Here is a 20,613-nt window from a genome sequence, read left to right on the forward strand (position 1 = left end):
TGTCCGCGCTTGCCCGGTCTTTTCAGCCGGCCAGGGCGAGCGGCGGGCGGGCCGGGCGCATCGCCGCCAGGCTTTCGACGATGAAGCCGACCAGCGGTTCGGCGAGGCGGCGGTTGCGCGGCGTCTCGCCGAAGATCGCCATTTCGACGTCGCCCAGTTCGGGAAGACCGTCCTCCACCCCCAGCCGGCGCACGCCGTCGGGCACCGAGGAGTCGCTGAGCACCGCCACCCCCAGCCCGGCGCGGACGGCGGCCTGCACCCCCATGACGCTGGCGCTGGTATAGACCACCCGCCAGGACCGTCCGGTCTCGCCCAGCGCCGCCAGTCCACGGTTGCGGAAGACGCAGGGCGCCGGCAGGGCGCAGAAGGGCAGCGGGCCGTCGTCCGGGATCTCCAGCCCGGGGGCGGCGATCCAGCGCATCGGCTCGGTCCAGATGGCCCGGCCGCGGGTGTCGCCGGCATCGCGGCGGGAGATGACGAGGTCCAGTTCGCCAGTGTCCAGGGCCGAGACCAGATCGCTGCACATGCCCACCCGGACGTCGATGTGCAGGCGAGGGTGCAGCTTCGTAAAGCGGCGCAGCACATGGGGCAGGTGGTCGGAGAGGAAATATTCGGCCACGCCCAGCCGAAGCTCGCCCTCCGCCGCCGGTTCGGCGAAACGGCGCACAGTCTCGTCGTTCAGATCCAGCAGGCGGCGGGCATAGCCCATCAGCAGCTCGCCGTCATGGGTCAGCGCCAGCGACCGGCTGGTGCGCTCGAACACCCGGCGGCCGAGCATGTCCTCCAGCTTCTTGATCTTGACGCTGATCGCCGACTGGGTGCGGCCCAGCCGCTCCGCCGCCGCGGTGAAGCCGCCGGCCTCCGCCACGGTGACGAAGGCCCGCAGCGCGTCGATCTCCAGGTCGGGCAGGGACATCGGCAATGCATTCCATATGGTGATCGTTTCCTGCCATCCTATCGGAAATGCTCATGGATGGCGAGCGGCGCATCGGGACACGGCAATCGGCATATGGCGGGCGTGCCGTTGAAGCGGGCCGGGGGCGTTCTCATTGTCAGAGCCCTCCGGGCCTTGCCGCCCGGCGGCCTGACGATCCTTGAGGAGAGAGACGCCCGATGACCCGTTTTTCCGCTCCGGCCGGCAGAGTGGCTTTCAAACATCTGGCCCTCGCACTTGCCGCTGCGGCTTCGCTGGCCGGCTGCCAGATGCCGGGCCTCACGCCGCCGCCGCAACAGACCGCCGCCCTTCCGCCGCCGGCCGTGCCCAAGCCGCCGCCGGAAGCCCGCGGCATCTGGATCGTCGGCAGCCCGGCCCTGCGCGGCACCGTCGATCAGGCCGCCGCCAAATACACCGGCGGTCCCGACACCAAGCCGCATCTCGACGCCCGCGGCACCGTCTCCGGCTTCCGCGCCTTCTGCGGCGGCGTCGGGCTGGACCATCCCGACATGGTGGCCTCCGACCGCCCGATCGGCGCGGCCGAGTATCAGCGCTGCCGCTCCGCCGGCATCACGATGACCGAATACGGCTTCGGGCCGAAGCGCTTCGTCTACGTCAAGGACTCGCACATGATGGCGGTCCCCGGCGTGAACGACTTCGTCGCCAGCTGGGGCCAGCCCGGCAAGCCGGTGAGTGCGCCCACCGCCGGAAGCTGAGGGGCTCACCCCGCCGCGAACAGCCCGCCCTCGTCGGCGGCGTCGGCGGCATCGTCGGCGTTGGGGTCGCCCAGCGCGGTTTCCCAGCCCAGCGCCGGCAGGGCGATGGCGCGGGTGTTGCCCAGGCCGCTGCGGCTGGCGATGAAGCCGCGCTGTTCCATATAGGTCAGCAGGCGGCGACCCCGCCCCTTCGACCGGCTGCCGCAGGCACGCGCCACGTCGGCGTCGGATGGGCAGGGGGCGTGGTCGAGGGCGGCGCGGGCCAGCAGCAGGAAGACCGGCTGGATGTCCTCCGCCAACGTCGCGGCGACCTCCGTCGCCCGCTGCCAGGCGGGATCGTCGCCGCTGCCGGCCCCGGCGCGGGCGGTCGCCAGACGGCGGCGGAAGGCGGGCAGGGCCAAGCGGTCGCCATCGACCCCGCGGCCGCGGCAGCGCACCAGGAAATCCTGGTACAGGACGGCGAGCGAGCGGTAGGGCGCCTCCGGATCGGCCAGAACCTCGGTCAGCACCTCGCCGTACTGGGCCTCGCGTTCGGCGGCCTGCTCCGGCGTTTCCACGGGCTCCAGCGGCAGCAGCGCCGGCTGTTCGGCGGCGCTGTCGTCGGGCGGCGGCGGGGCGGCCGCGCGGCCGCGCGCCAGCTGTGCCATCAGGTCGGCGCTGGCCGAGGTGGAGGGGCGGCGCACGTAGCGCGGCGGCTCCGGCCCGGTGGTGGTGAAGATCAGGTCGCGGGCGTCCTCCACCGGGGTGGTGGGCGGCGGCATCAGCGTCGGGCTGCCGGTGCGGCCCTGCGTTTCCACCGCGCCGATGCGCAGCGGCAGCGGCCGGCGCGACAAGGCGGGGCCGAGCGCGATGAAATGCCCGCGCTCCAGATCGCGGAACATCTCCGCCTGCCGGCGCTCCATGCCCAAGAGGTCGGCGGCGCGCGCCATGTCGATGTCGAGGAAGGTGCGGCCCATCAGGAAGTTCGACGCCTCGGCCGCGACGTTCTTCGCCAGCTTCGCCAGGCGCTGGGTGGCGATCACCCCGGCCAGCCCGCGCTTGCGCCCGCGGCACATCAGGTTGGTCATGGCGCCGAGCGAGACCTTGCGCGCCTCGTCCGACACCTCACCGGCGGCGGACGGGGCGAACAGCTGCGCCTCGTCCACCACCACCAGCATCGGGTACCAGAAATCGCGGTCGGCATCGAACAGCCCGCCGAGGAAGGCGGCGGCATGGCGCATCTGCATTTCCGCGTCCAGCCCTTCCAGGTTCAGGACGACGGAGACGCGGTGCTGGCGCACGCGGGCGGCGACGGATTGCAATGCTGCCTCGCTGTGCGCGTCGGCCTCCACCACCACATGGCCGAACCGTTCGGCCAGCGTGACGAAGTCGCCCTCCGGGTCGATCACCGCCTGCTGCACCCATGGGGCGCTCTGTTCGATCAGCCGGCGCAGCAGGTGCGACTTGCCGGAACCGGAATTGCCCTGAACCAGCAGACGGGTCGCCAGCAACTCCTCCAGGTCGAGAGTCGCGGCGCTGCCCGCGTTCGTCGCCCCCATGTCGATGCCGACCTTCATCCCGCTCGCCTCCCGCTCAAACCCGAACCGCCACTCTGAAAGAGGGGGCCTTCCTATAGCGCAGGCGGGCGCGGCGATACGAGGATTCGATTCGGGACAAGCCGGCCGGGGCCGGGCGATCATTCTCCGGCCGATTGAGCCGGAGCGGTGCGGATGAGCGCTCCGGTGGTGGGCTGGATCTTGCGGCAGAGGGCGGCTTGACCATATTCTTGCGGACAGGAGGGTGCGGCGCCAACCGCACCCTCCTGTCCGGTCCGGTTACTTCAGCAGATCGAGGATCGCCTTGATCAACTGAAGCACCAGGACCAGGAGTACGAGTGCTTTTTCCACTCAGTGCTCCCCGGTAGGTGGGACGCGGGCGGTGGCCACTCCGCCGCCCGGTTCCCACCATTGCATGCATAGCGATGGCGGGTGGAGCGGGTAACCGGCATTCCACCGCACCGTGTGCGTGAGTGGATCTGATCAACCAGAGTTTCCGGTCCGATCCGGCTCCCGCCTCTCAGGCAGGTAATCGCGTTGCACAACAACGTGACCCTTCGGTCATGAAACCGCAAACAAGCTCTGTTACAAGCGGATGCCGACCCCATGCGCGATCGGCGCTGGCGGACCGAGCGATGACTGTGCTGACCACCACAAAAGCCGGAGCCAAAACCGCAAGGCCGGACAGCGACCGTGCCGACTCCTATGGCGCGGGCTGGGACGCCGTCCGCTCCGCTGACGATGATGCCGCATCGTTCGATTGGGCCTCGGCGGTGGGATCCCTGCGCTATGCCTTCCAGCCCATCGTCCAGTTGCGCTCCGGCCGCTGCCATGGCTATGAGGCGCTGCTGCGCGGCTTCGAGCGCACCGGCTTCGCCAACGCGGGCGAGCTGCTGGACGCCGCCGAGGCCGCCGGCCTGCTGGCGACGGTGGAAACCGCGCTGCATGCCAAGGCGGTCGCCGCTTATCGCGCGTTGCCGGGCTGGAACGAGGCAAAGCTGTTCCTGAACCTGGACGCCCGGCTGATCGGCCGTCCCGACGCGCCCTGGCTTGCCCGCGACCCTGCCGCCTTGCGCAACAGCGGCATCGTGCTGGAGCTGTCGGAAAGCCGCCCGGTGCCCAGCGGCGTCGCGGTGGACGCGGCGGTCGACCGTTTCCGCCAGAGCGGGGCCGGCATCGCCATCGACGATTTCGGTGTCGGGCATTCCGGGCTGCGCACGCTGTACGAGGCGCGGCCCGATTATGTGAAGATTGACCGCTTCTTCATCGCTGGCATCGATGCGGACGCGCGCAAGCGGGCGCTGGTGGCGGCGCTGGCCGGCCATGCCCATGCGCTGGGCATCCAGATCGTGGCGGAGGGGGTGGAGACCGTCACCGAGTTCTACACCTGCCGGGATTTGGGCTGCGACTTCGCCCAGGGCTTCCTGATCGCCCGGCCGCGCGTCGATCTGGCCGCCCTGCCCAACCGCTATCCGGTGGTCGAGGATCTGAACCGCAAGGACCGCCGCCAGCCCAGCGAGTCGCACCGCCGCCTGTCGGAGGTGATCGAACGGCTGCCGCCGCTGCGGGTCGACTCGCGCAAGACCGAGCTGCTGGACTATTTCCGCCGCGACGGCAGCGCCGCCATCGCACCGATCATCGACGAGCATGACCGGCCGCTCGGCCTGATCCGCGAGCGCGACCTGAAGCGCTTCGTCTATTCGCGCTTCGGCGGCGAACTGCTGCGCAACCGCGGCCTGGGCGACCGGCTGGACGATCTGGTCATCCGCTCGCCGGTCTGCGACATCTCCACCCCGCTGGACCGGGTGATCGAGGCCTTCTCCACCGAGTCGGCGGCCGACGGCATCGTCATCGTCGAGGGCGGCGCCTATGCCGGCGTGCTGTCGAGCGGTGCGCTGCTGCGGCTGGTGCATGAGCGCAACCTGGCGATGGCGACCGACCAGAACCCGCTGACCCGGCTGCCGGGCAATGCGGCGATCCTGCGCCACATCGAAGGGGCGCTGGCCGACCCTGGCCGCGGCCATGTGCTGGCCTATCTGGATTTCGACAACTTCAAGCCCTTCAACGACAATTTCGGCTTCCGCCAGGGCGACCGCGCCATCCTGATGTTCAGCGAGCGGCTGAAGGCCTGGGCCGGCAGCGCCGGGGCGGCCATCGACGCCGACGCCTTCGCCGGCCATATCGGCGGCGACGACTTCTTCCTGGGCGTCAGCGGCGGCGCGGAGTGCGAGGTGCTTGCCCGGCTGGCGGAATTGCTGGCCCTGTTCCGCTCCGACGCCGAAAGCCTGTACGACGCCGAAACCAGGGTCAGCGGCGGCTTCCTGGCGAAGGACCGCTATGGCGCCGTGCGGCGCTTCCCGCTGCTGGCGGCCAGCGGGGTCGCCGTGGTGATCCCACCCGGCAGCGATGGGCTGACCCCCGACGCCATCAACGCCGCCATCGCCGATCACAAGTCCGCCGCCAAGGGGGCGGAGGACAAGCTGTTCGTGGTGCGGCTGGGTTGAAGTGACATCCCCCCTGGTGCAAACTCCGTCAATGACGTAGTATTGGTTTCCATGGGCGAGCCTTTCGATCCAGTCAAGAACCTGCTCAATCGCCGCAAGCACGGCTTGGACCTGTCCTTTGGGGCCGAGGTCCTTCGTGACCGCGATCTGATCGAAGCTCTCGATCTGTCCATGGATTATGGCGAGGAGCGCTTCAACGCGCTGGGCATGGTCAAAGGCAAGGTCTACGCCGTCACCTATACTGAACGTGCGGAGGGGGTAAAATTCATTTCCGTGCGGGAGGCCGACAAACGCGAAGCAGCCCACTATTTCAAGGCCAACGCTTGAGCAACGGCATCCTAGACCCAAGGTGATCCCGATGAGCGACCACGAAACTTTCACCGACGAGCAACTTGCCGCCATGAGGCATCCGCCTCTGGCGAAGCGGGTCCGTCGTTCGACCGGTCTGTCGCAGGAAGCCTTCGCCGAGCGCTTCGGCATTCCGCTGCGCACCTTGCAGGAGTGGGAGCAGGGGCGGCGGGAGCCTGATGCCGCCGTCGCGTCCTACCTGCGCGTCATCGAAAAACAGCCGGACATGGTCGCCCAGGTTCTGGCGGCCGAGTGAGTGCGAAGCGGAGGGCGCCCTCTCACGCATAATCCCGGAAGCTCTCCGCCGTCGCGCGGTCGTAGCCCTGGCTGGCACGCAGGAGCTGCAACGTGTAGGGCTGGCGCGCGGCACCGCGGCGCAACTCCTCGACGCTCATCTCCTCGACCAGACGGCCGCGGTTCATCACCGCCAGCCGGTCGCACAGGTTGGCGACGACGGCGAGGTTGTGGGTTACCAGCACCAGGGTCAGGCCATGCTCCGCCCGCAGCCGGCGCAGCAGGTTCAGGATCTCCGCCTGCACCGACACGTCGAGCGCCGAGGTCGGTTCGTCGAGCAGCAGGACCCGGGGTTCCAGCACCAGGGCGCGGGCGATGGCGACGCGCTGGCGCTGGCCGCCCGACAGCTGGTGGGGGTAGCGGAAGCGGAAGGCGGGGCCGAGCCCGACATCGCGCAGCACCCGGTCGATGCGGGCATCGGCATCGCCCAACCCATGGATGGCGATGGGTTCCGCCAGGATGCGGTCCACCGTGTGGCGCGGGTGCAGCGAGCCGTAGGGATCCTGGAACACCATCTGGCAGAGCTTGTAGAAGCCCGTCTGGCGCTTCGGCCCCTGTTCCGTGCCAGCGACGGCGATGCGGCCGGTCCACTCGTCGTTCAGGCCGCTGACCGCGCGCAGGACCGTCGATTTGCCGGAGCCCGACTCGCCGACGAGGCCGAAGCTCTCGCCTTCCCGCACCGACAGGGTGACGCCGTCCACCGCGGTGACGGCGTCGGCGCCCCGGCCGAAGCGGACCTGCAAATCCTGGATGTCGATCATCGTCATCAGGCTCCCCGCCCATCGGTCAACCAAGCTGGATCGCGGCTCAGCACCGGCAGGTCGCCCGGCGGCTCGTCGATCCGCGGCAGGCTGGCCAGCAGGCCGCGGGTGTAGGGGTGCTGGGCCGCGTGCAGTTCCGACGCGCGGCAGCTCTCCACCACCCGGCCGGCATACATGATCAGGATGCGGTCGCAGAAGGAGGCGACGAGGTTCAGGTCGTGGCTGACGAAGATCATGCCCATGCCGCGCTGGGAGCAGAGGTCGTCGAGGATCGCCAGCACCTGCATCTGCACGGTGACGTCGAGCGCCGAGGTCGGCTCGTCGGCGATCAGCAAATCGGGGTCGGGGATCAGCATCATCGCGATCATGATGCGCTGGCCCATGCCGCCCGACACCTCGTGCGGGTAGCGGTCATAGACCCGCTCCGGGTCGCGGATGCGCACGGCGGCCAGCATCTCCAGCGCGCGGCGCTTCGCCTCGGCGGCGCCGGCCTTGCTGTGGACGCGGTAGGCCTCGGCGATCTGGCGGCCGACGGTCATCACCGGGTTCAGCGAGTATTTCGGATCCTGCATGACCATGGCGATGCGCCGGCCGCGGATCTCGCGCAGGCGCCTGGGCGACGCCGCCAGCAGATCCTCGCCGTTGAAGGCCAGCCGGTCGGCGCTGACCCGGCCGGGCGGCGGCACCAGGCGCAGGATGGAGCGGCCGGTCATCGACTTGCCGGAGCCCGACTCGCCGACGATGCCCAGCTTCTCCCGGCCGAGCGAGAAGGAGACGCCGCGCACCGCCTCGGCCATGCCGGTGCGGGTGGGAAAGGCGACACGGAGGTTGGAGACCTCCAGCAGGGGGGCGTCGTGCGCCGTCTTGTTGTCGGCCATGGCTTCAGTCCCCCTTCGGGTCCAGCACGTCGCGCAGACCGTCGCCCAGCAGGTTGAAGCCCAGGCTGACGATGAAGATGGCGAGGCCCGGCATGGCGGCGACCCACCATTGCTCCAGCACATATTGCCGGCCGCTGGCGATCATCGCCCCCCATTCCGGCAGCGGCGGCTGGGCGCCGAGGCCGAGGAAGCCGAGACCGGCGGCGGTCAGGATTACGCCGGCCATGTCCAGCGTCGTCCGCACGATCAGCGAGGCGATGCAGAGCGGCATGATGTGGCCGAGGATGATGCGCAGGCTGGACGCTCCTTGCAGCCGGGCGGCGCTGATGAAGTCGGCGCGGCGGACGGTCAGCGTCTCCGCCCGCGCGATGCGGGCATAGGGCGGCCAGGAGGTGATGGCGATGGCGATCACCGCATTCTCGATGCCGGGGCCGAGTGCCGCGACGAAGGCCAGTGCCAGGATCAGCTTGGGGAAGGCGAGGGCTATGTCGGTGATGCGCATCAGCACGGTGTCGACCCAGCCGCCGAAATAGCCGGCGGCCGTGCCGATCACCAGACCGGCCAGCGGCGCCGTCGCCGCCACCAGCGCCACGATCATCAGCGTCAGCCGCGCGCCGTGGATCAGGCGGGACAGGATGTCGCGGCCGAAGGCGTCGGTTCCCAGCCAGTGGGCCGCACTGGGCGGCATCAGCCGGTTGTTCAGATCCTGGGCATAGGGGTGGTGGGGCGCCAGCACCGGCGCCAGTGCGGCGACGATGACCAGGGTCAGCACGATCAGCAGACCGGCGACGGCAAGCCGGTTGCGGCGGAAGGCGGTCCAGCCGGCCCAGGCACGGCCCAGCCGGGCCTGCGCACGGGACTGCGGCGTGTCGGTGGTCAGCCAGTCCCGCCAGCCGGCGGAGGAGGTATCGGTGCGCGCGGTCATCGGGCCCGGGGATCCAGAAGGCGGTAGAGCAGGTCGGACAGCAGGTTCAGCGCGATGAAGACCGCACCGACCACCAGCGTCCCGCCCAGCACCGCATTCATGTCGGCGCTGAGCAGCGAATTGGTGATGTAGAGGCCAAGGCCGGGCCAGGCGAACACCATCTCGGTCAGCACCGATCCCTCCAGCAGGCTGGCGTAGGACAGGGCGATGACGGTGATCAGCGGCACCGTGATGTTGCGCAGCGCATGGCCCCAGACCACGCGGGTCTCGGACAGGCCCTTCACCCTGGCGGTGGTGATGTATTCCTGGCGCAGCTGGTCCAGCATGAATCCGCGCGTCATCCGCGCGATGTAGGCGACGCAATAGAGGCCGAGGATCGCCGAGGGCAGGACCAGATGCCCGACCGCGTTCCAGAAGATGTCGGTATCGCCGGCCAGCAGGGCGTCCACCGTGACGAGGCCGGTCACCGGATCGACCATCCCCTCGTAGAAGACGTCGACCCGTCCGGGCCCCGGCGCCCAGTCCAGCTTGGCGTAGAACAGCAGCAGCGCCATCAGCCCCAGCCAGAAGATCGGCACCGAATGGCCGAGCAGACCGAGAAGGCGGATGGCATGGTCGGGCCAGCGCCCGCGGTTGACCGCCGCGAACACCCCGGCGGGGATGCCGAGCACCGCCCCGACGATGGCGGCGACCGTCGCCAGCTCCAGCGTCGCCGGGAAAACGCGCAGCACATCCTCCAGCACCGGGCGGGAGGTCAGCACCGAGGTGCCGAGGTCGCCTTGCAGCACGTCGCCGACATAGCGGAGGAACTGCTGCCACAGCGGCAGGTCGAGGCCGAGCTGCGTGCGCATCTGCGCGTAGCTGTCGGCATTCGCGCGGTCGCCGAGCGCCGACAGCACCGGATCGATCGGCACGACCCGGCCGATCAGGAACGTGACCAGCAGCAGGCCCAGCAGGGTGGCGGCCACCGTGACCAGCAGGGTCAGGCCGCGTTTCAGCGTAGGCAAGAGGACTCCCTCGCGATTGGACGCATCAGGGAATCACAGTCGGAGCTTTGTGCAAAGACCGTCAAGGGCGTAAGGGGGCGCCCCCTCTCCCGATTGGGGGGAGGGGGCGGACCGCTTCAGCTCACCAGGTCCCCGCCGGGCTCTGGTCGCCATGCGCGCCGGCGGCCGGCTCGTAGTGGGCGAGCCAGCGCTCGGCCTCCAGCGCCGCCATGCAGCCCATGCCGGCGGCGGTGACGGCCTGGCGGTAGACCTTGTCCTTCACGTCGCCGGCGGCGAAGACGCCGGGGATGTTGGTGGCGGTCGAATCGGGCACCGTGACGATGTAGCCCAACTCGTCCATCTCCACCTTGCCCTGAAAGATGCCGGTCGCCGGCACATGGCCGATGGCGACGAAGACGCCGGCCACCGGGATGACGCGCTCGTCGCCCGACTTGACGTTCTTGATGCGGACGCCGGTGACGGCGCGCGGGTTGCCCATGGTGCCGTCGCCCTCGCCGACGATCTCCTCGACCGTGCTGTCCCACACCACCTCGATCTTCGGATGGCGGAACAGGCGGTCCTGCATGATGCGCTCGGCGCGGAAGCCGTCGCGGCGGTGGATGACCGTGACCTTGCTGGCGTGGTTGGTCAGGTACAGCGCCTCCTCGACCGCCGAGTTGCCGCCGCCGACGACCGCAACCTCCTTGCCGCGGAAGAAGAAGCCGTCGCAGGTGGCGCAGGCCGACACGCCGAAGCCGCGGTAGATCTCTTCCGTCGAGATGCCGAGCCAGCGCGCCTGGGCGCCGGTGGCGATGATGACGCTGTCGGCGGTGTAGGTGTCGCCGCTGTCGCCCTTGCAGACGAAGGGACGCTTGGTGAAGTCGACGTCGGTGATCAGGTCGAACACCATCTTCGTGCCGACATGCTCCGCCTGCTTCTGCATCTGCTCCATCAGCCAGGGGCCCTGGATCGGATCGGCGAAGCCGGGGAAATTCTCCACATCGGTGGTGATCATCAGCTGGCCGCCCGGCTGCATGCCCTGGACCATCAGCGGCTCCAGGTTGGCACGCGCGGCATAGATGGCGGCGGTGTAGCCGGCCGGGCCGGCGCCGATGATGAGGACCTTGGTGTGGTGCGTGGTGGCCATGGGTCTGATCCCGCAGTGTATCGGCGAATGACGATGTGCGTGTTGGAACGGTTCTGAGCTTTGCATTACGGGCCGATTCACGCGTCAAGGCGAGTCCGCCTTTCCGCGATCGGTCCTAGAAGCCGAACATATGGTCGAGGCTGAAGGCGCTGTCACCGGCCGCAAGGCAGCCATGGTAGCCGAACAGGCGGCAGGTGGTGTCGCGGATCAGCACATAGGCGTGATCGCCCGCCGCCAACCGTTCCGCTTCCGTAAACATCTCGCGATAGCGCCAGAAATGCGAGCCGCCGCAGGGGATCGCCAGCCGCTTGCGCGCCACTTCCACCCCGTCGCGCCGCACCAGCACGAGGCCGGTGTCGGAGGTGGCATGCCATTGGGTCGAGGCAGGGTAGACGAGGTGGCAGAGCGTGTCCCACGGGTCGGTGCCCAGCCGCAGGAACAGGCGGGTCGACAGGCCGGGCGGGCGGCCATGGTAGCTCTGCGGCTCGTCGCGGTAGACCATCGCCATATTGAACATGTGGCTGCCGAAGCTGGTCTCAGCCACATGGCCGGTCGTTACGTCTTCGTAACGGACCAGGGCATGCAGCCAGCCATCGGCAATCGTTCCGGCATCGAAATCATAGACCAGCTCGACATGGCCCCAGCCATCGACGACGGTCTTGTCGGCGACCAGCCCGGTGACGTCCAGCGCCACGCTGTCGGAGCGCTTCAGGTTGCCGAAGCGGTGCTCGGCGACGGCGGCGCCGTTGCGGTCGTAGACCACCGCCTTCACCGGCAACTCGGTCTGCGCCGTGCTCATCGGCGTCGGCAGTAGAACGGTGCGCCAGCGGCCCATCGGCAGCAGCGGCGCCGGCAGGATGTGGCCCTTGCCCACCACGCCCTTGTCCACAGCACCGCCGGTCAGCAGCGGCAGCTTTGGGTCCGGCTTCAGGTCGGTGCGCTCGACATTGGCGTGGGCCATGCGGCGGCGGCCGTCGGCGGCGGCGATCTCGTAGCGCGGGCGGACGAAATGCTTGCCGGCCTGCACCTCGAACTGCTGGGGCCAGCGGGCCTCGGGGAACAGGCTGGCGACGTCCAGTTCAAGGGTGGCGAAGGCCGGGACCGCCCGGTCGAGCGTGCGGATGTCGGCCGAGCCCATCAGGTTGAGGCCGACGGCGCCGGCGGGAATCGGGGTCGGGTGGCTGTTCTGGATCCACAACGACACGCGCTCGCCCTCGCGCGGGGCGGGCAGGCCGGCATAGAGGTCGGCGGGCCAGGCATTGGCGTCGTGGGTGCACGACATCACGCTGTCGTCGTCGCCATAGGTGTCGAGCGCGTATTTCACCACGTCATGCCCGGCGGCGCCGATGATGTGCAGGAACAGCGACCCGCAGAAGGGCGACAGGTTGAAGCGTTCGCGCACCTGCCGGCTGTCGATCACCACGGTGCCGTCGGTCGGTGGCATCGGCTCCGTCCAGTCGGCGATGGGGCGGCCCTCGCCGTCGAACAGGCAGGCCCACAGCCGGGTGCCCTTGGCGCCGTAGCGCGGCCAGTAGTTGGCCGACACCACGCGGGTGTGGTGGCCGTCGCCGTCGCGGAACCAGGCGAAGTTGGTCGCCCAGTTGAACTTCGACAGGTAGTGGCCGGGATCGTTCAGCATGTCTTCCGGCACGCGCATGGCGTCGAGCGAGACGACGCCGGCCTGCTTCGGGATCAGGTGGGCGATGTGGCCTTCCAGGCGCTGCGAATCGAAGGCGACGACGAAGACGGTGCGGGCGCCGCTGGACGGCAGGTCGGTGACCGGGCGGGCGGCATGGCCGAACACCTCCTGTCCGACCTTCTCGACGTCCTGGACATAGATGCCGCAGAAATCGATCGACGACAGGTCGTAGAACTCCGCCAGCCCCGACAGCAGGCCCAGCGGGTCGTAGACCGCCACCGGGCCGAAGGAGGCCAGCCGCGCGATCAGGATCGCCGCCTTGGGCGCCGCCAGCGGGTGGCCCACCGCCTTGAAGAAGCTGGAACCGCCGGTGACGTTGGAAAAGGTCTCGATCCGAAGGGACATCAGGGCACACACGCGCGAAAGCAAAGCCGGGGCGTCGGTTATAGCCGCTTCGGCCGGGCGGGCGACAGTGATTTGCGGACGGACGCGATTTGTCCGGGCCGTGTCCGCCCGATGCGTGTGCCGCCGAACGCTTCCCCCTTGTCAGAGAGCGTGTTTCGATATATCTAAGTTTTCGTTATATCGAAACTGCATCTGATGAGGGTTCCATGCTTCGGCATCTGTTTCACAAACACGGCCGCCGCTTCTCGCGTCCCGACTTCGAGGACGAGGCTCCGGACGGACGCGGCCGTCACGGTCGCCATGGGCATCGCGGCGGCGGGGAAGGTTGGGGCGGTCACGGTTGGGGCGGTCATGGTTTGGGCGGTCACGGCCGCGGCGGCCGCGGCGAGCGGCGGGTCTTCGACCATGGCGACCTGCGCCTCGTCCTGCTGTGGCTGATCGCGGAAAAGCCGCGCTCCGGCTACGACCTGATCAAGACGGTCGAGGAGATGGTCGGCGGCGCCTACAGCCCCAGCCCCGGCGTCGTCTACCCGACCCTGACCCTGCTGGAAGAGCAGGGCCACATCCGCGTCGGCGCGACCGAGGGCAACAAGAAGCTCTACGAGATCACGCCGGAAGGGGCGGAGGCGCTGAAGGCGGCGGAGCCGTCGGTCGCCGCGGTGCGCGAGCGCATCGCCCATGCGCGGGCCCGGCAGCAGCGCGAATCCTCGCCGCAGATCCACCGCGCCATCGAAAATTTCAAGCTGGCCCTGCGGCTGCGGCTGTCGCGCGGCGACCTGACGGCGGAGCAGACCCAGGCCGTCGCCGACATCATCGATGACGCCGCCCGCAAGGTCGAACGCATCTGAGCATCGAACGCATCGGGCCGGACAGGAGACAGGACCATGGCTGCATCCACCGCACGCATCGCCACCCCGAACGGGCGCCGCTACATGACCCAGCTGTGCAAGCACTGGGCGCACAAGTTCGAGGTCGTCCATGACGAGACCCAGGGGCTCGTTCCCTTCGCCGCCGACCGCCGCTGCCGGATGGCGGCCGACGACGCGGGGCTGACCCTGACGATTGAAATCGAGGATGCCGGACAGATGGAGCGCATGCAGGAGGTGGTGATCGACCATCTCAAGCGCTTCGCCTTCCGTGAAGAGACTCTGGTCCGGGATTTGGGGGAGGTGGCCTGGACGCCGGTGGGATGATGGGGTGGGCTGATGGGGTGGGGTGGCGGCACCCCGCCGGACGAGGCGGTGCATTTTCCCGAGTCTGTCTGCGACAAATCCTGTTGAGAATTACCGCATCGACGGTGTAAAACGGTTCTTAACCAACAGGCGGACGTGGGGGAGGGGATGGTGGTTCCACCGTCGGCCACCCACGGTCAGAATACCGGGAGTCGTTCGTGATGCTCCGCATCTCCAAGAAGCTGATGTTCGCCATCGAGGCGGTCCTCGACATCGCCTACAACGCGGGCACCGAGCCGGTGCAATCCGGCGAGATCACCCGGCGCCAGGGCATCCCGAAGCGCTATCTGGAACAGGTGCTGCAACAGCTGGTGCGCGAAGGCGTGCTGGCCGGCGTGCGGGGCCCTCGCGGCGGCTACCGGCTGGCGCGCGAGCGGCGGCGGATCACGCTGGGCGAGATCGTGAAGGTCGTCCGCGCGATGGAGACCGCCACCGATCCGATCGAGGAGCCGGCGGGTTCGGTGCTGGGCCATCAGGTGGTGCGCCCGCTGTGGGGCGAACTCCAGGACGAGTGCATGGCCAAGCTCGACACCATCACCATCGAGGATTCTGTGCATGCGCGCGCGGCGTGCCGGGGTGGAGAGCGAGACCGAGGACCGCATCGACTTCACCATCTGACGCGGGGGACTTGGGTGGCACCACTTCCCGTTTGACAGGCTCCCTCTGCTGGATAATGCTCCGCCTGGGGTGTTGAAATCACATATAACACAAATCTCAGAGGTGGAATCATGGCTGCACCGGAGTTCCGCGGCAAGATCTACGACAGCATCCTCGACACGATCGGCGCCACGCCGCTGGTGCGGCTGGACCGTCTCGCCGCAGAGTTGGGGGTGAAGGCCCAGATCATCGGCAAGCTGGAGTTCTTCAACCCGCTGGCCAGCGTCAAGGACCGCATCGGCCGCGCCATGATCGAGGCCGCCGAGGCCGCCGGCACCATCGCCCCCGGCCGCACCACGCTGGTCGAGCCCACCTCCGGCAACACCGGCATCGCGCTGGCCTTCGTCGCCGCCGCCAAGGGCTATAAGCTGATCCTGACCATGCCGGAAAGCATGTCGGTGGAACGGCGCAAGATGCTCAAGCTGCTGGGCGCCGAGCTGGTGCTGACCCCGGCGGCGGAAGGCATGAAGGGCGCCATCCGCAAGGCGGAGGAGATCCTGGCCGCCGATCCGAACGCCTATCTGTTGCAGCAGTTCAAGAACACCGCCAATCCGGCCGTCCACCGTGCCACCACGGCGGAGGAGATCTGGAAGGACACCGACGGCCAGGTCGATTTCCTGATCTCCGGCGTCGGCACCGGCGGCACGCTGACCGGCACCGCCGAGGTCCTGAAGTCCCGCAAGCCCTCCTTCAAGGCGGTGGCGGTGGAGCCGGAGGACAGCCCCGTCCTGTCCGGCGGCATGCCCGGCCCGCACAAGATCCAGGGCATCGGCGCCGGATTCGTGCCCGACATCCTGAAGAAGGAGCTGATCGACGAGGTGGTGCGCATCTCCAACCAGCGCGCCTTCGAGACCGCTCGTGCCGTTGCCCGTCTGGAGGGCGTGCCGGTCGGCATCTCGTCGGGTGCGGCGCTGGCCGCCGCGCTGGAGATCGGTGCCCGTCCGGAGAATGAGGGCAAGCAGATCGTCGTGATCCTGCCGTCCTTCGCCGAGCGCTACCTGTCGACCGCCCTGTTCGAAGGGCTGGAATAAGAAGGGTTAGCAGGGTGGGGACGTGCTCCGTCCCCGCTCCGCAGCCTGAAGGCGAAATTCCCGTCCGAAATTTGACGGATTTTGCGAATTCGGCTAAACTCCCCGGCATCAGCAACGTCGTTTCCGTCCGTGCCGACGCAGGGGAGTGACCGCCATGTCGGATATTTCCACGTCCACCTACGTCCCGAACCTGTCGAGCAGCTCCTTCTCCCAGTTCAAGGGGAAGACGACCGGGGTCGGCGCCGACGGCGCGAACGCCGACAGCCAGAGCTTCACGGTCAGCAAGGCCGGCGAATACAACTTCAAGATCAACAACAGCTTCACCAACGTCGAAATCCGCAACGAACGCAACGAGGTGGTGACCACCCTGCGGTCGAACGAATCGACGGCGGACGCCAGCGCGCGGCTCGGTCCCGGCACCTACACGGCGACCTTTTCGCAGGCCAACCGCGCGGCAGGCGTGCGCGACTATTCGATGGACGTCACCGAGCGGCAGAACGTCCTGGTGACGGCAGGCGGCGCGACCTTGAAGGGCACCGCCCAGCCGCCGGGGAACGGCGACACCGGCGTCCAGAAGCACACCTTCAACGTCGTGCAGGGCGGCACCTTCACCGCCGACATCTCGCTGCCCAACACGCGCTGGGCGATGATGGACAAGGACGGCAAGGTGGTCGCCGCCAGCGACTCGGGCAAGCCCGACTCCCAGCAGAACTTCCTGCAAAAGCCGACCTACAAGCTGCAACCCGGCCAATACTCGATGGTGGTGGTGCCGCCGTCCGACCTGAAGTCGCCGACCGATTTCCGGCTCGGACTGGTGCCGCGCAATCCGGACCTGACGGAATTCGGCAGCGGCCAGGAAAGCGCCATCCAGAAGACGCTGCGCGAGCGGCAGGCCCGCCTGCAGCAGTGGGCGTCCCAAGGGTCGACGACCTCGACCAAGGCCTGACGGTTTTCCCATCGCGGCGATTGCGCGCTGCCGGCTTCTCGGAAATCGCGGCATCGAATGTTGCTGCAACGGCCCGTCCTTGCGCTATGCTGCGGGCCATGGACTTCACGGACACCCAGCTTCACCGCTATTCCCGCCACATCGTCCTGCCGGAAGTCGGCGGCATCGGCCAGGAAAAGCTGTTGCGATCCAAGGTGCTGGTCGTCGGTGCCGGCGGCCTGGGCGCGCCTCTGCTGCTCTATCTGGCGGCGGCCGGCGTCGGCACCATTGGCATCGTCGACGACGACACGGTCGATCTGTCGAACCTGCAACGGCAGGTGATCCACGACGAATCGACGCTCGGCCACTTGAAGGTGGAGAGCGCCGCCGCCCGCATCCGGGCGTTGAACCCCGATGTCCGGGTCGAGGCGCACCGGACGCGGATCAACCGCGACAACGCGATGGATCTGATCGCCGGCTACGACCTCGTCGCCGACGGGTCGGACAATTTCGCCACGCGCTTCCTGCTGAACGATGCCTGCTTCCTGGCCGGCAGGACGCTGGTGTCGGCGGCGATCCTGCGTTTCGACGGGCAGCTGAGCACTTTCAAGGCGCATCTGGGGGCGCCGCACCCCTGCTATCGCTGCCTGTTCCCCGAACCGCCGCCGCGCGGCACCGTGCCGTCCTGTTCGGAAGGCGGCGTCCTGGGGGCGCTGGCCGGTTCCGTCGGCTCGCTGCAGGCGACGGAGGTGCTGAAGGAACTGCTGGGGCTGGGTGAGAGCCTGTCGGGCAGCCTGCTGATGATGGACACGCTCTATGCGTCCTATCAGCGCATAACCATCAGGCGGGATCCCGACTGCGCGCTTTGCGGCGATCATCGGACGATCCACGACCTCTCCGCCCACTGACGGGCGCCGTGGCAAACATGGGAGGCGGCCATCATGTCCACTGCCCTGCCTGAGACCATGCCGGAGACTATCCCTGCGGCCGGAGCCGGCGGGACGCCGGCCCTGTCCATCGTGCTGTTCGCCGGCGGCTTCGACCGGGTGCATTACGCCCTGGTGATGGCCAGCGCCGCGGCGGCCACCAACCGCAAGGTCACGCTGTTCTTCACCGGCCGCGCGCTGCGCGCCCTGGTCCATGAGACGGAGCCGGGCGTGCTGGGCTGGCACGACCTGGACCCGGCCGACGACGGCAGCACGCCGGTGGCGCGCGACCGCTATTTCGCCACCCACGGCCTCGCCACCTTCGAGGAACTGCTGGAGGCCTGCGTCGCCATGGGCGTCACGGTGATGGCCTGCGAGATGGGGCTGCGGGCGCTGGGGCTGCCGCCCGGCGTCTCCCTGCGGGCGGATGTGCCGGTCGCCAGCGGCGGCGTCGTCACCTTCCTCAACGAGGCGCCCGGCGGCGGCGCCATGCTGTTCGTCTGACGATGCTGGAACGGTCATGAGCGACAACCGCGAGATCCTCGACCTCGCCAACCGGTTCGAGTCGATCGCCACCGACGGGTTCGAGGGGCGACCCTACCGGCCGGCACTGGCCGCACTTGCCACCGGCTTGCGGGAGCGGCCGGGGATGGCCCCGCGGGTCGCGCATGCCCTTGGCATCATGATCCAGCTGATCGACGAGAGCGACCCGGAGGGGCGGTTCGCCGCCAAGGTCGCCATCCTGCGCGAGGCGGTGGGAATGCTGAGCGACGCCTGAAAGCCAGGGCTTGAGTGGAGCGCAGGGCAGGCATGCGTCACGCCGGAGACACGCGGCCCGTCATGGGGGCGATGACACTCCAGACGAGGATGAACACCATGGCTTTCCGTTTCACCGTCGCTGCCGACACTCCGTCCCTGTTCGCCACGCTGTATGCCGCCTCCAAGGCCATCCGCAGCAGCGGCCTGCCGACCGGGCTGGTCCACCTGATCGACCTGCGCGTGTCGCAGATCAACGGCTGCGCCTATTGCATCGACATGCACAGCAAGGAAGCCCGTCACGACGGCCAGTCCGAAGAGCGCATCGCCGCCCTTGCCGGGTGGGAGCGGTCGGACCTTTTCCTGCCGGACGAGCGCGCCGCCTTCGCCTGGGCGGAGGTGCTGACCCGCACCGAGCATGACCGCATCGATGAGGCGTACCGGGAACTGCAACGCCATTTCAACGCCGAGCAGATCGCCCAGTTGACGGTAACGGCGGCGCAGATCAATGCCTGGAACCGCATCGGCATCGCCCAGCATATCGAGGGCACCGCCATCGGGATGGCGGCGTGACGGCGCTGGCCGACCCGGACACCGCGCTCGCCGCCTTCGCGGGCGAGCGGGCGCGGCTGCGCGCCCTGGCCTACCGGCTGCTCGGCTCGGTGGCCGAGGCGGAAGACACGGTGCAGGACGCCTGGCTGCGCTGGTCGGCCGTGGCGCCCGGCAGCGTCGGGTCGGCCCCCGCCTATCTCACCACCCTGGTGACGCGGCTGGCGCTCGACCGGCTGCGGTCCGCCCGGGTGGCGCGGGAGCGCTATTACGGGCTGTGGCTGCCCGAACCGGAGGTCGCCGGCTGGGATTCGGAGCCGGAGGACGGCATGGAGCCCGAGTTGGTGCCGCTGGCGATGCTGCTGCTGCTGGAACGGCTGGCGCCGGACCAGCGGGCGGTCTTCGTCCTGCGCGAGGCGATGGACCTCGATTACGCGGAGATCGCGGCGATGCTCGGCAAGTCGGTGGAGGCCTGCCGCCAGATCATGCGGCGCGCCCGCGCCAGACTGGCCGAGCCCGCCGCCTGGGGCCAGCCGGCCGCCGCGGATGCCGGGCGGCGCCTGGCCGATGCCTTCGCCGAGGCCAGCGTCCGGCGCGACTATGCCGCCATCGTCGCCCTGCTGTCCGACGACGCCCAATGGCTGAGCGACGGCGGCGGGATGGTGCGGACGGCGGTCAACCCGCTGTTCGGCGCCGACCGCATCGCCCGCTTCCTGATCGGCGTCCAGCGCAAGCGCGGCATCAGCTTCGGCTTCGTCCCGGTGCGGGTGAATGGCGGGCCGGGGCTGCTGGCCGAGCTGGGCGGGGCGTTCCGCAGCGTCCTGGCCTTCGACATCGCCCCCTGCGGCGGCACCGGCAACAGGATCCTGCGGGTCTATCAGATCGCCAACCCGGAAAAGCTGGAGCGCGTTGCCGGCTTTTATAGCTCGGTGCGTTTAATATGAAACGCACCGAGCTATAGCTTTATATTTAACGATCGGATTCACGCTTCAAATCGATCCCGATTTTACGCGATCCGATCTAAACCGTCGCCTCGTCCAGCCAGCGGTCAAGCGCGGTCAGATCGACCGGACGGGGCAGGATGGGGAAGGGCAGGTTCGGCATGCGCGGGCCGGTCATCAGGATGCGGGTCTGCGGATAAAGCATCGCCGCCAGCGCCGCGGCGCGGTCGCCGTCGTCGCCCTCATGGTCGAGCGGAAGCAGCGCCACGGCCGGCGCCTCCGCACCGATGATGGTCAGCGCCTCCAGCGCGTCGTCGGTCTGCGAGACCTGAAAGCCGCGGCCGGACAGATGGCCGGCCAGCGCCTCGCGCTGGACGCGGTCGGCATCGGCAATCACCGCACGGCGTCCGCCGTAACCCGGCATCCGGATGTCGGCTTCGATGCTGAAAGCCACGGTTCTCCTCCGTCCATCATGTTTTTGTTATGGACGGACGGAGTATGCGGGCGGGCGCCGGGGTTGTAAA

Annotated in this window: 22 protein-coding genes and 1 pseudogene; 14 read left to right on the plus strand and 9 right to left on the minus strand. The window is 68.8% G+C overall.

Annotated elements, in window-relative coordinates:
* Positions 1-22: 22 nt before the first annotated feature.
* Positions 23-916, minus strand: a complete 894-nt coding sequence (locus ACWPN3_RS25535; RefSeq protein ID WP_109449595.1) for a LysR substrate-binding domain-containing protein — start codon at positions 914-916, stop codon at positions 23-25.
* 197 nt (positions 917-1,113) lie between these two features.
* Between ACWPN3_RS25535 and ACWPN3_RS25540 the strand changes: the two genes are divergently transcribed.
* The gene (locus tag ACWPN3_RS25540; RefSeq protein WP_492239943.1) at positions 1,114-1,650 is read left to right on the plus strand and encodes a hypothetical protein; all 537 of its coding nucleotides are present in this window, start codon (positions 1,114-1,116) and stop codon (positions 1,648-1,650) included.
* A 5-nt stretch (positions 1,651-1,655) separates the two neighbouring features.
* Here ACWPN3_RS25540 and ACWPN3_RS25545 read toward each other — a convergent pair whose 3' ends face one another.
* Positions 1,656-3,206, minus strand: coding sequence for a helicase HerA domain-containing protein (locus ACWPN3_RS25545; RefSeq protein ID WP_492239944.1), 1,551 nt, complete (start codon positions 3,204-3,206; stop codon positions 1,656-1,658).
* A 614-nt stretch (positions 3,207-3,820) separates the two neighbouring features.
* On the opposite strand from ACWPN3_RS25545, the gene ACWPN3_RS25550 reads away from it, so the two are divergent.
* The 3 genes from ACWPN3_RS25550 to ACWPN3_RS25560 are packed head-to-tail and all read left to right on the plus strand — an operon-like array spanning position 3,821 to position 6,293.
* On the plus strand, positions 3,821-5,689 hold the full coding sequence (locus ACWPN3_RS25550) for an EAL domain-containing protein (protein ID WP_492239945.1): 1,869 nt from the start codon (positions 3,821-3,823) through the stop codon (positions 5,687-5,689).
* A gap of 51 nt (positions 5,690-5,740) precedes the next feature.
* The gene (locus ACWPN3_RS25555) at positions 5,741-6,016 is read left to right on the plus strand and encodes a BrnT family toxin (RefSeq protein WP_492239946.1); all 276 of its coding nucleotides are present in this window, start codon (positions 5,741-5,743) and stop codon (positions 6,014-6,016) included.
* Between the two features lie 31 nt (positions 6,017-6,047).
* Positions 6,048-6,293 carry a helix-turn-helix domain-containing protein gene (locus tag ACWPN3_RS25560; protein ID WP_014248848.1) on the plus strand — a complete coding sequence of 82 codons (246 nt, stop codon included), beginning with the start codon at positions 6,048-6,050 and terminating at the stop codon, positions 6,291-6,293.
* Between the two features lie 22 nt (positions 6,294-6,315).
* On the opposite strand, the gene ACWPN3_RS25565 is transcribed toward ACWPN3_RS25560, so the two are convergent.
* The 6 genes from ACWPN3_RS25565 to ACWPN3_RS25590 form a co-directional block, all read right to left on the minus strand.
* Positions 6,316-7,092: an ABC transporter ATP-binding protein gene (locus tag ACWPN3_RS25565; protein WP_492241368.1), complete on the minus strand. Its 777-nt coding sequence runs from the start codon at positions 7,090-7,092 to the stop codon at positions 6,316-6,318.
* A 5-nt stretch (positions 7,093-7,097) separates the two neighbouring features.
* Positions 7,098-7,970, minus strand: a complete 873-nt coding sequence (locus ACWPN3_RS25570) for an ABC transporter ATP-binding protein (RefSeq protein WP_492239947.1) — start codon at positions 7,968-7,970, stop codon at positions 7,098-7,100.
* Positions 7,971-7,974: 4 nt separating this feature from the next.
* On the minus strand, positions 7,975-8,895 hold the full coding sequence (gene nikC / locus ACWPN3_RS25575) for a nickel transporter permease (RefSeq protein ID WP_492239948.1): 921 nt from the start codon (positions 8,893-8,895) through the stop codon (positions 7,975-7,977).
* Positions 8,892-9,902, minus strand: a complete 1,011-nt coding sequence (locus ACWPN3_RS25580; RefSeq protein WP_492239949.1) for an ABC transporter permease — start codon at positions 9,900-9,902, stop codon at positions 8,892-8,894. The genes nikC and ACWPN3_RS25580 overlap by 4 nt, the downstream gene beginning before the upstream one ends.
* A 121-nt stretch (positions 9,903-10,023) precedes the next feature.
* On the minus strand, positions 10,024-11,028 hold the full coding sequence (gene trxB / locus ACWPN3_RS25585) for a thioredoxin-disulfide reductase (protein ID WP_492261813.1): 1,005 nt from the start codon (positions 11,026-11,028) through the stop codon (positions 10,024-10,026).
* A gap of 115 nt (positions 11,029-11,143) precedes the next feature.
* Positions 11,144-13,072, minus strand: a complete 1,929-nt coding sequence (locus tag ACWPN3_RS25590) for a hypothetical protein (RefSeq protein WP_492239951.1) — start codon at positions 13,070-13,072, stop codon at positions 11,144-11,146.
* 206 nt (positions 13,073-13,278) lie between these two features.
* Here ACWPN3_RS25590 and ACWPN3_RS25595 point away from each other — a divergent pair, with 206 nt between their 5' ends.
* From ACWPN3_RS25595 to sigJ, 10 genes and pseudogenes are all read left to right on the plus strand, one after another.
* Complete coding sequence (locus ACWPN3_RS25595) at positions 13,279-13,920, plus strand: PadR family transcriptional regulator (protein WP_492239952.1); 642 nt, start codon at positions 13,279-13,281, stop codon at positions 13,918-13,920.
* Between the two features lie 36 nt (positions 13,921-13,956).
* Entirely contained in the window at positions 13,957-14,265 is a 309-nt protein-coding gene (locus ACWPN3_RS25600) for a DUF2218 domain-containing protein (protein ID WP_492239953.1), read from the plus strand.
* Positions 14,266-14,465: 200 nt separating this feature from the next.
* Positions 14,466-14,922 (plus strand): annotated as a pseudogene (locus ACWPN3_RS25605) (RrF2 family transcriptional regulator).
* Positions 14,923-15,032: 110 nt separating this feature from the next.
* Entirely contained in the window at positions 15,033-15,992 is a 960-nt protein-coding gene (gene cysK / locus ACWPN3_RS25610; RefSeq protein ID WP_492261814.1) for a cysteine synthase A, read from the plus strand.
* A 154-nt stretch (positions 15,993-16,146) separates the two neighbouring features.
* Positions 16,147-16,938: a hypothetical protein gene (locus ACWPN3_RS25615; protein WP_492239954.1), complete on the plus strand. Its 792-nt coding sequence runs from the start codon at positions 16,147-16,149 to the stop codon at positions 16,936-16,938.
* A gap of 98 nt (positions 16,939-17,036) precedes the next feature.
* On the plus strand, positions 17,037-17,825 hold the full coding sequence (locus ACWPN3_RS25620) for a HesA/MoeB/ThiF family protein (protein WP_247873157.1): 789 nt from the start codon (positions 17,037-17,039) through the stop codon (positions 17,823-17,825).
* Positions 17,826-17,882: 57 nt separating this feature from the next.
* A complete protein-coding gene (locus ACWPN3_RS25625) occupies positions 17,883-18,347 on the plus strand; it encodes a DsrE family protein (RefSeq protein WP_492241369.1) in 465 nt (154 codons plus the stop codon).
* A 16-nt stretch (positions 18,348-18,363) separates the two neighbouring features.
* Complete coding sequence (locus ACWPN3_RS25630; RefSeq protein WP_109449563.1) at positions 18,364-18,621, plus strand: hypothetical protein; 258 nt, start codon at positions 18,364-18,366, stop codon at positions 18,619-18,621.
* Positions 18,622-18,719: 98 nt separating this feature from the next.
* Positions 18,720-19,172 (plus strand): carboxymuconolactone decarboxylase family protein, encoded by a 453-nt coding sequence (locus ACWPN3_RS25635; RefSeq protein WP_492239955.1) that lies wholly within the window; start codon positions 18,720-18,722, stop codon positions 19,170-19,172.
* Positions 19,169-20,092: an RNA polymerase sigma factor SigJ gene (sigJ, locus tag ACWPN3_RS25640; RefSeq protein ID WP_492261815.1), complete on the plus strand. Its 924-nt coding sequence runs from the start codon at positions 19,169-19,171 to the stop codon at positions 20,090-20,092. The genes ACWPN3_RS25635 and sigJ overlap by 4 nt, the downstream gene beginning before the upstream one ends.
* Before the next feature lie 76 nt (positions 20,093-20,168).
* On the opposite strand, the gene ACWPN3_RS25645 is transcribed toward sigJ, so the two are convergent.
* Positions 20,169-20,543: a response regulator gene (locus ACWPN3_RS25645; RefSeq protein ID WP_492239957.1), complete on the minus strand. Its 375-nt coding sequence runs from the start codon at positions 20,541-20,543 to the stop codon at positions 20,169-20,171.
* Positions 20,544-20,613: the final 70 nt, after the last annotated feature.

This window comes from Azospirillum sp. UENF 111221 (assembly GCF_058780625.1).

Bases quoted from the DNA above. Each gene is read 5' to 3' on its own strand.
- ACWPN3_RS25550 (WP_492239945.1), top strand. From the start codon at position 3,821: ATGACTGTGCTGACCACCACAAAAGCCGGAGCCAAAACCGCAAGGCCG.
- ACWPN3_RS25595 (WP_492239952.1), top strand. From the start codon at position 13,279: ATGCTTCGGCATCTGTTTCACAAACACGGCCGCCGCTTCTCGCGTCCC.
- ACWPN3_RS25565 (WP_492241368.1), bottom strand. From the start codon at position 7,092: ATGATCGACATCCAGGATTTGCAGGTCCGCTTCGGCCGGGGCGCCGAC.
- cysK (WP_492261814.1), top strand. From the start codon at position 15,033: ATGGCTGCACCGGAGTTCCGCGGCAAGATCTACGACAGCATCCTCGAC.
- nikC (WP_492239948.1), bottom strand. From the start codon at position 8,895: ATGACCGCGCGCACCGATACCTCCTCCGCCGGCTGGCGGGACTGGCTG.
- ACWPN3_RS25600 (WP_492239953.1), top strand. From the start codon at position 13,957: ATGGCTGCATCCACCGCACGCATCGCCACCCCGAACGGGCGCCGCTAC.
- ACWPN3_RS25590 (WP_492239951.1), bottom strand. From the start codon at position 13,072: ATGTCCCTTCGGATCGAGACCTTTTCCAACGTCACCGGCGGTTCCAGC.
- ACWPN3_RS25570 (WP_492239947.1), bottom strand. From the start codon at position 7,970: ATGGCCGACAACAAGACGGCGCACGACGCCCCCCTGCTGGAGGTCTCC.
- trxB (WP_492261813.1), bottom strand. From the start codon at position 11,028: ATGGCCACCACGCACCACACCAAGGTCCTCATCATCGGCGCCGGCCCG.
- ACWPN3_RS25630 (WP_109449563.1), top strand. From the start codon at position 18,364: ATGAGCGACAACCGCGAGATCCTCGACCTCGCCAACCGGTTCGAGTCG.
- ACWPN3_RS25545 (WP_492239944.1), bottom strand. From the start codon at position 3,206: ATGAAGGTCGGCATCGACATGGGGGCGACGAACGCGGGCAGCGCCGCG.
- ACWPN3_RS25560 (WP_014248848.1), top strand. From the start codon at position 6,048: ATGAGCGACCACGAAACTTTCACCGACGAGCAACTTGCCGCCATGAGG.
- ACWPN3_RS25615 (WP_492239954.1), top strand. From the start codon at position 16,147: ATGTCGGATATTTCCACGTCCACCTACGTCCCGAACCTGTCGAGCAGC.
- ACWPN3_RS25540 (WP_492239943.1), top strand. From the start codon at position 1,114: ATGACCCGTTTTTCCGCTCCGGCCGGCAGAGTGGCTTTCAAACATCTG.
- ACWPN3_RS25555 (WP_492239946.1), top strand. From the start codon at position 5,741: ATGGGCGAGCCTTTCGATCCAGTCAAGAACCTGCTCAATCGCCGCAAG.
- ACWPN3_RS25625 (WP_492241369.1), top strand. From the start codon at position 17,883: ATGCCGGAGACTATCCCTGCGGCCGGAGCCGGCGGGACGCCGGCCCTG.
- ACWPN3_RS25535 (WP_109449595.1), bottom strand. From the start codon at position 916: ATGTCCCTGCCCGACCTGGAGATCGACGCGCTGCGGGCCTTCGTCACC.
- ACWPN3_RS25635 (WP_492239955.1), top strand. From the start codon at position 18,720: ATGGCTTTCCGTTTCACCGTCGCTGCCGACACTCCGTCCCTGTTCGCC.
- ACWPN3_RS25620 (WP_247873157.1), top strand. From the start codon at position 17,037: ATGGACTTCACGGACACCCAGCTTCACCGCTATTCCCGCCACATCGTC.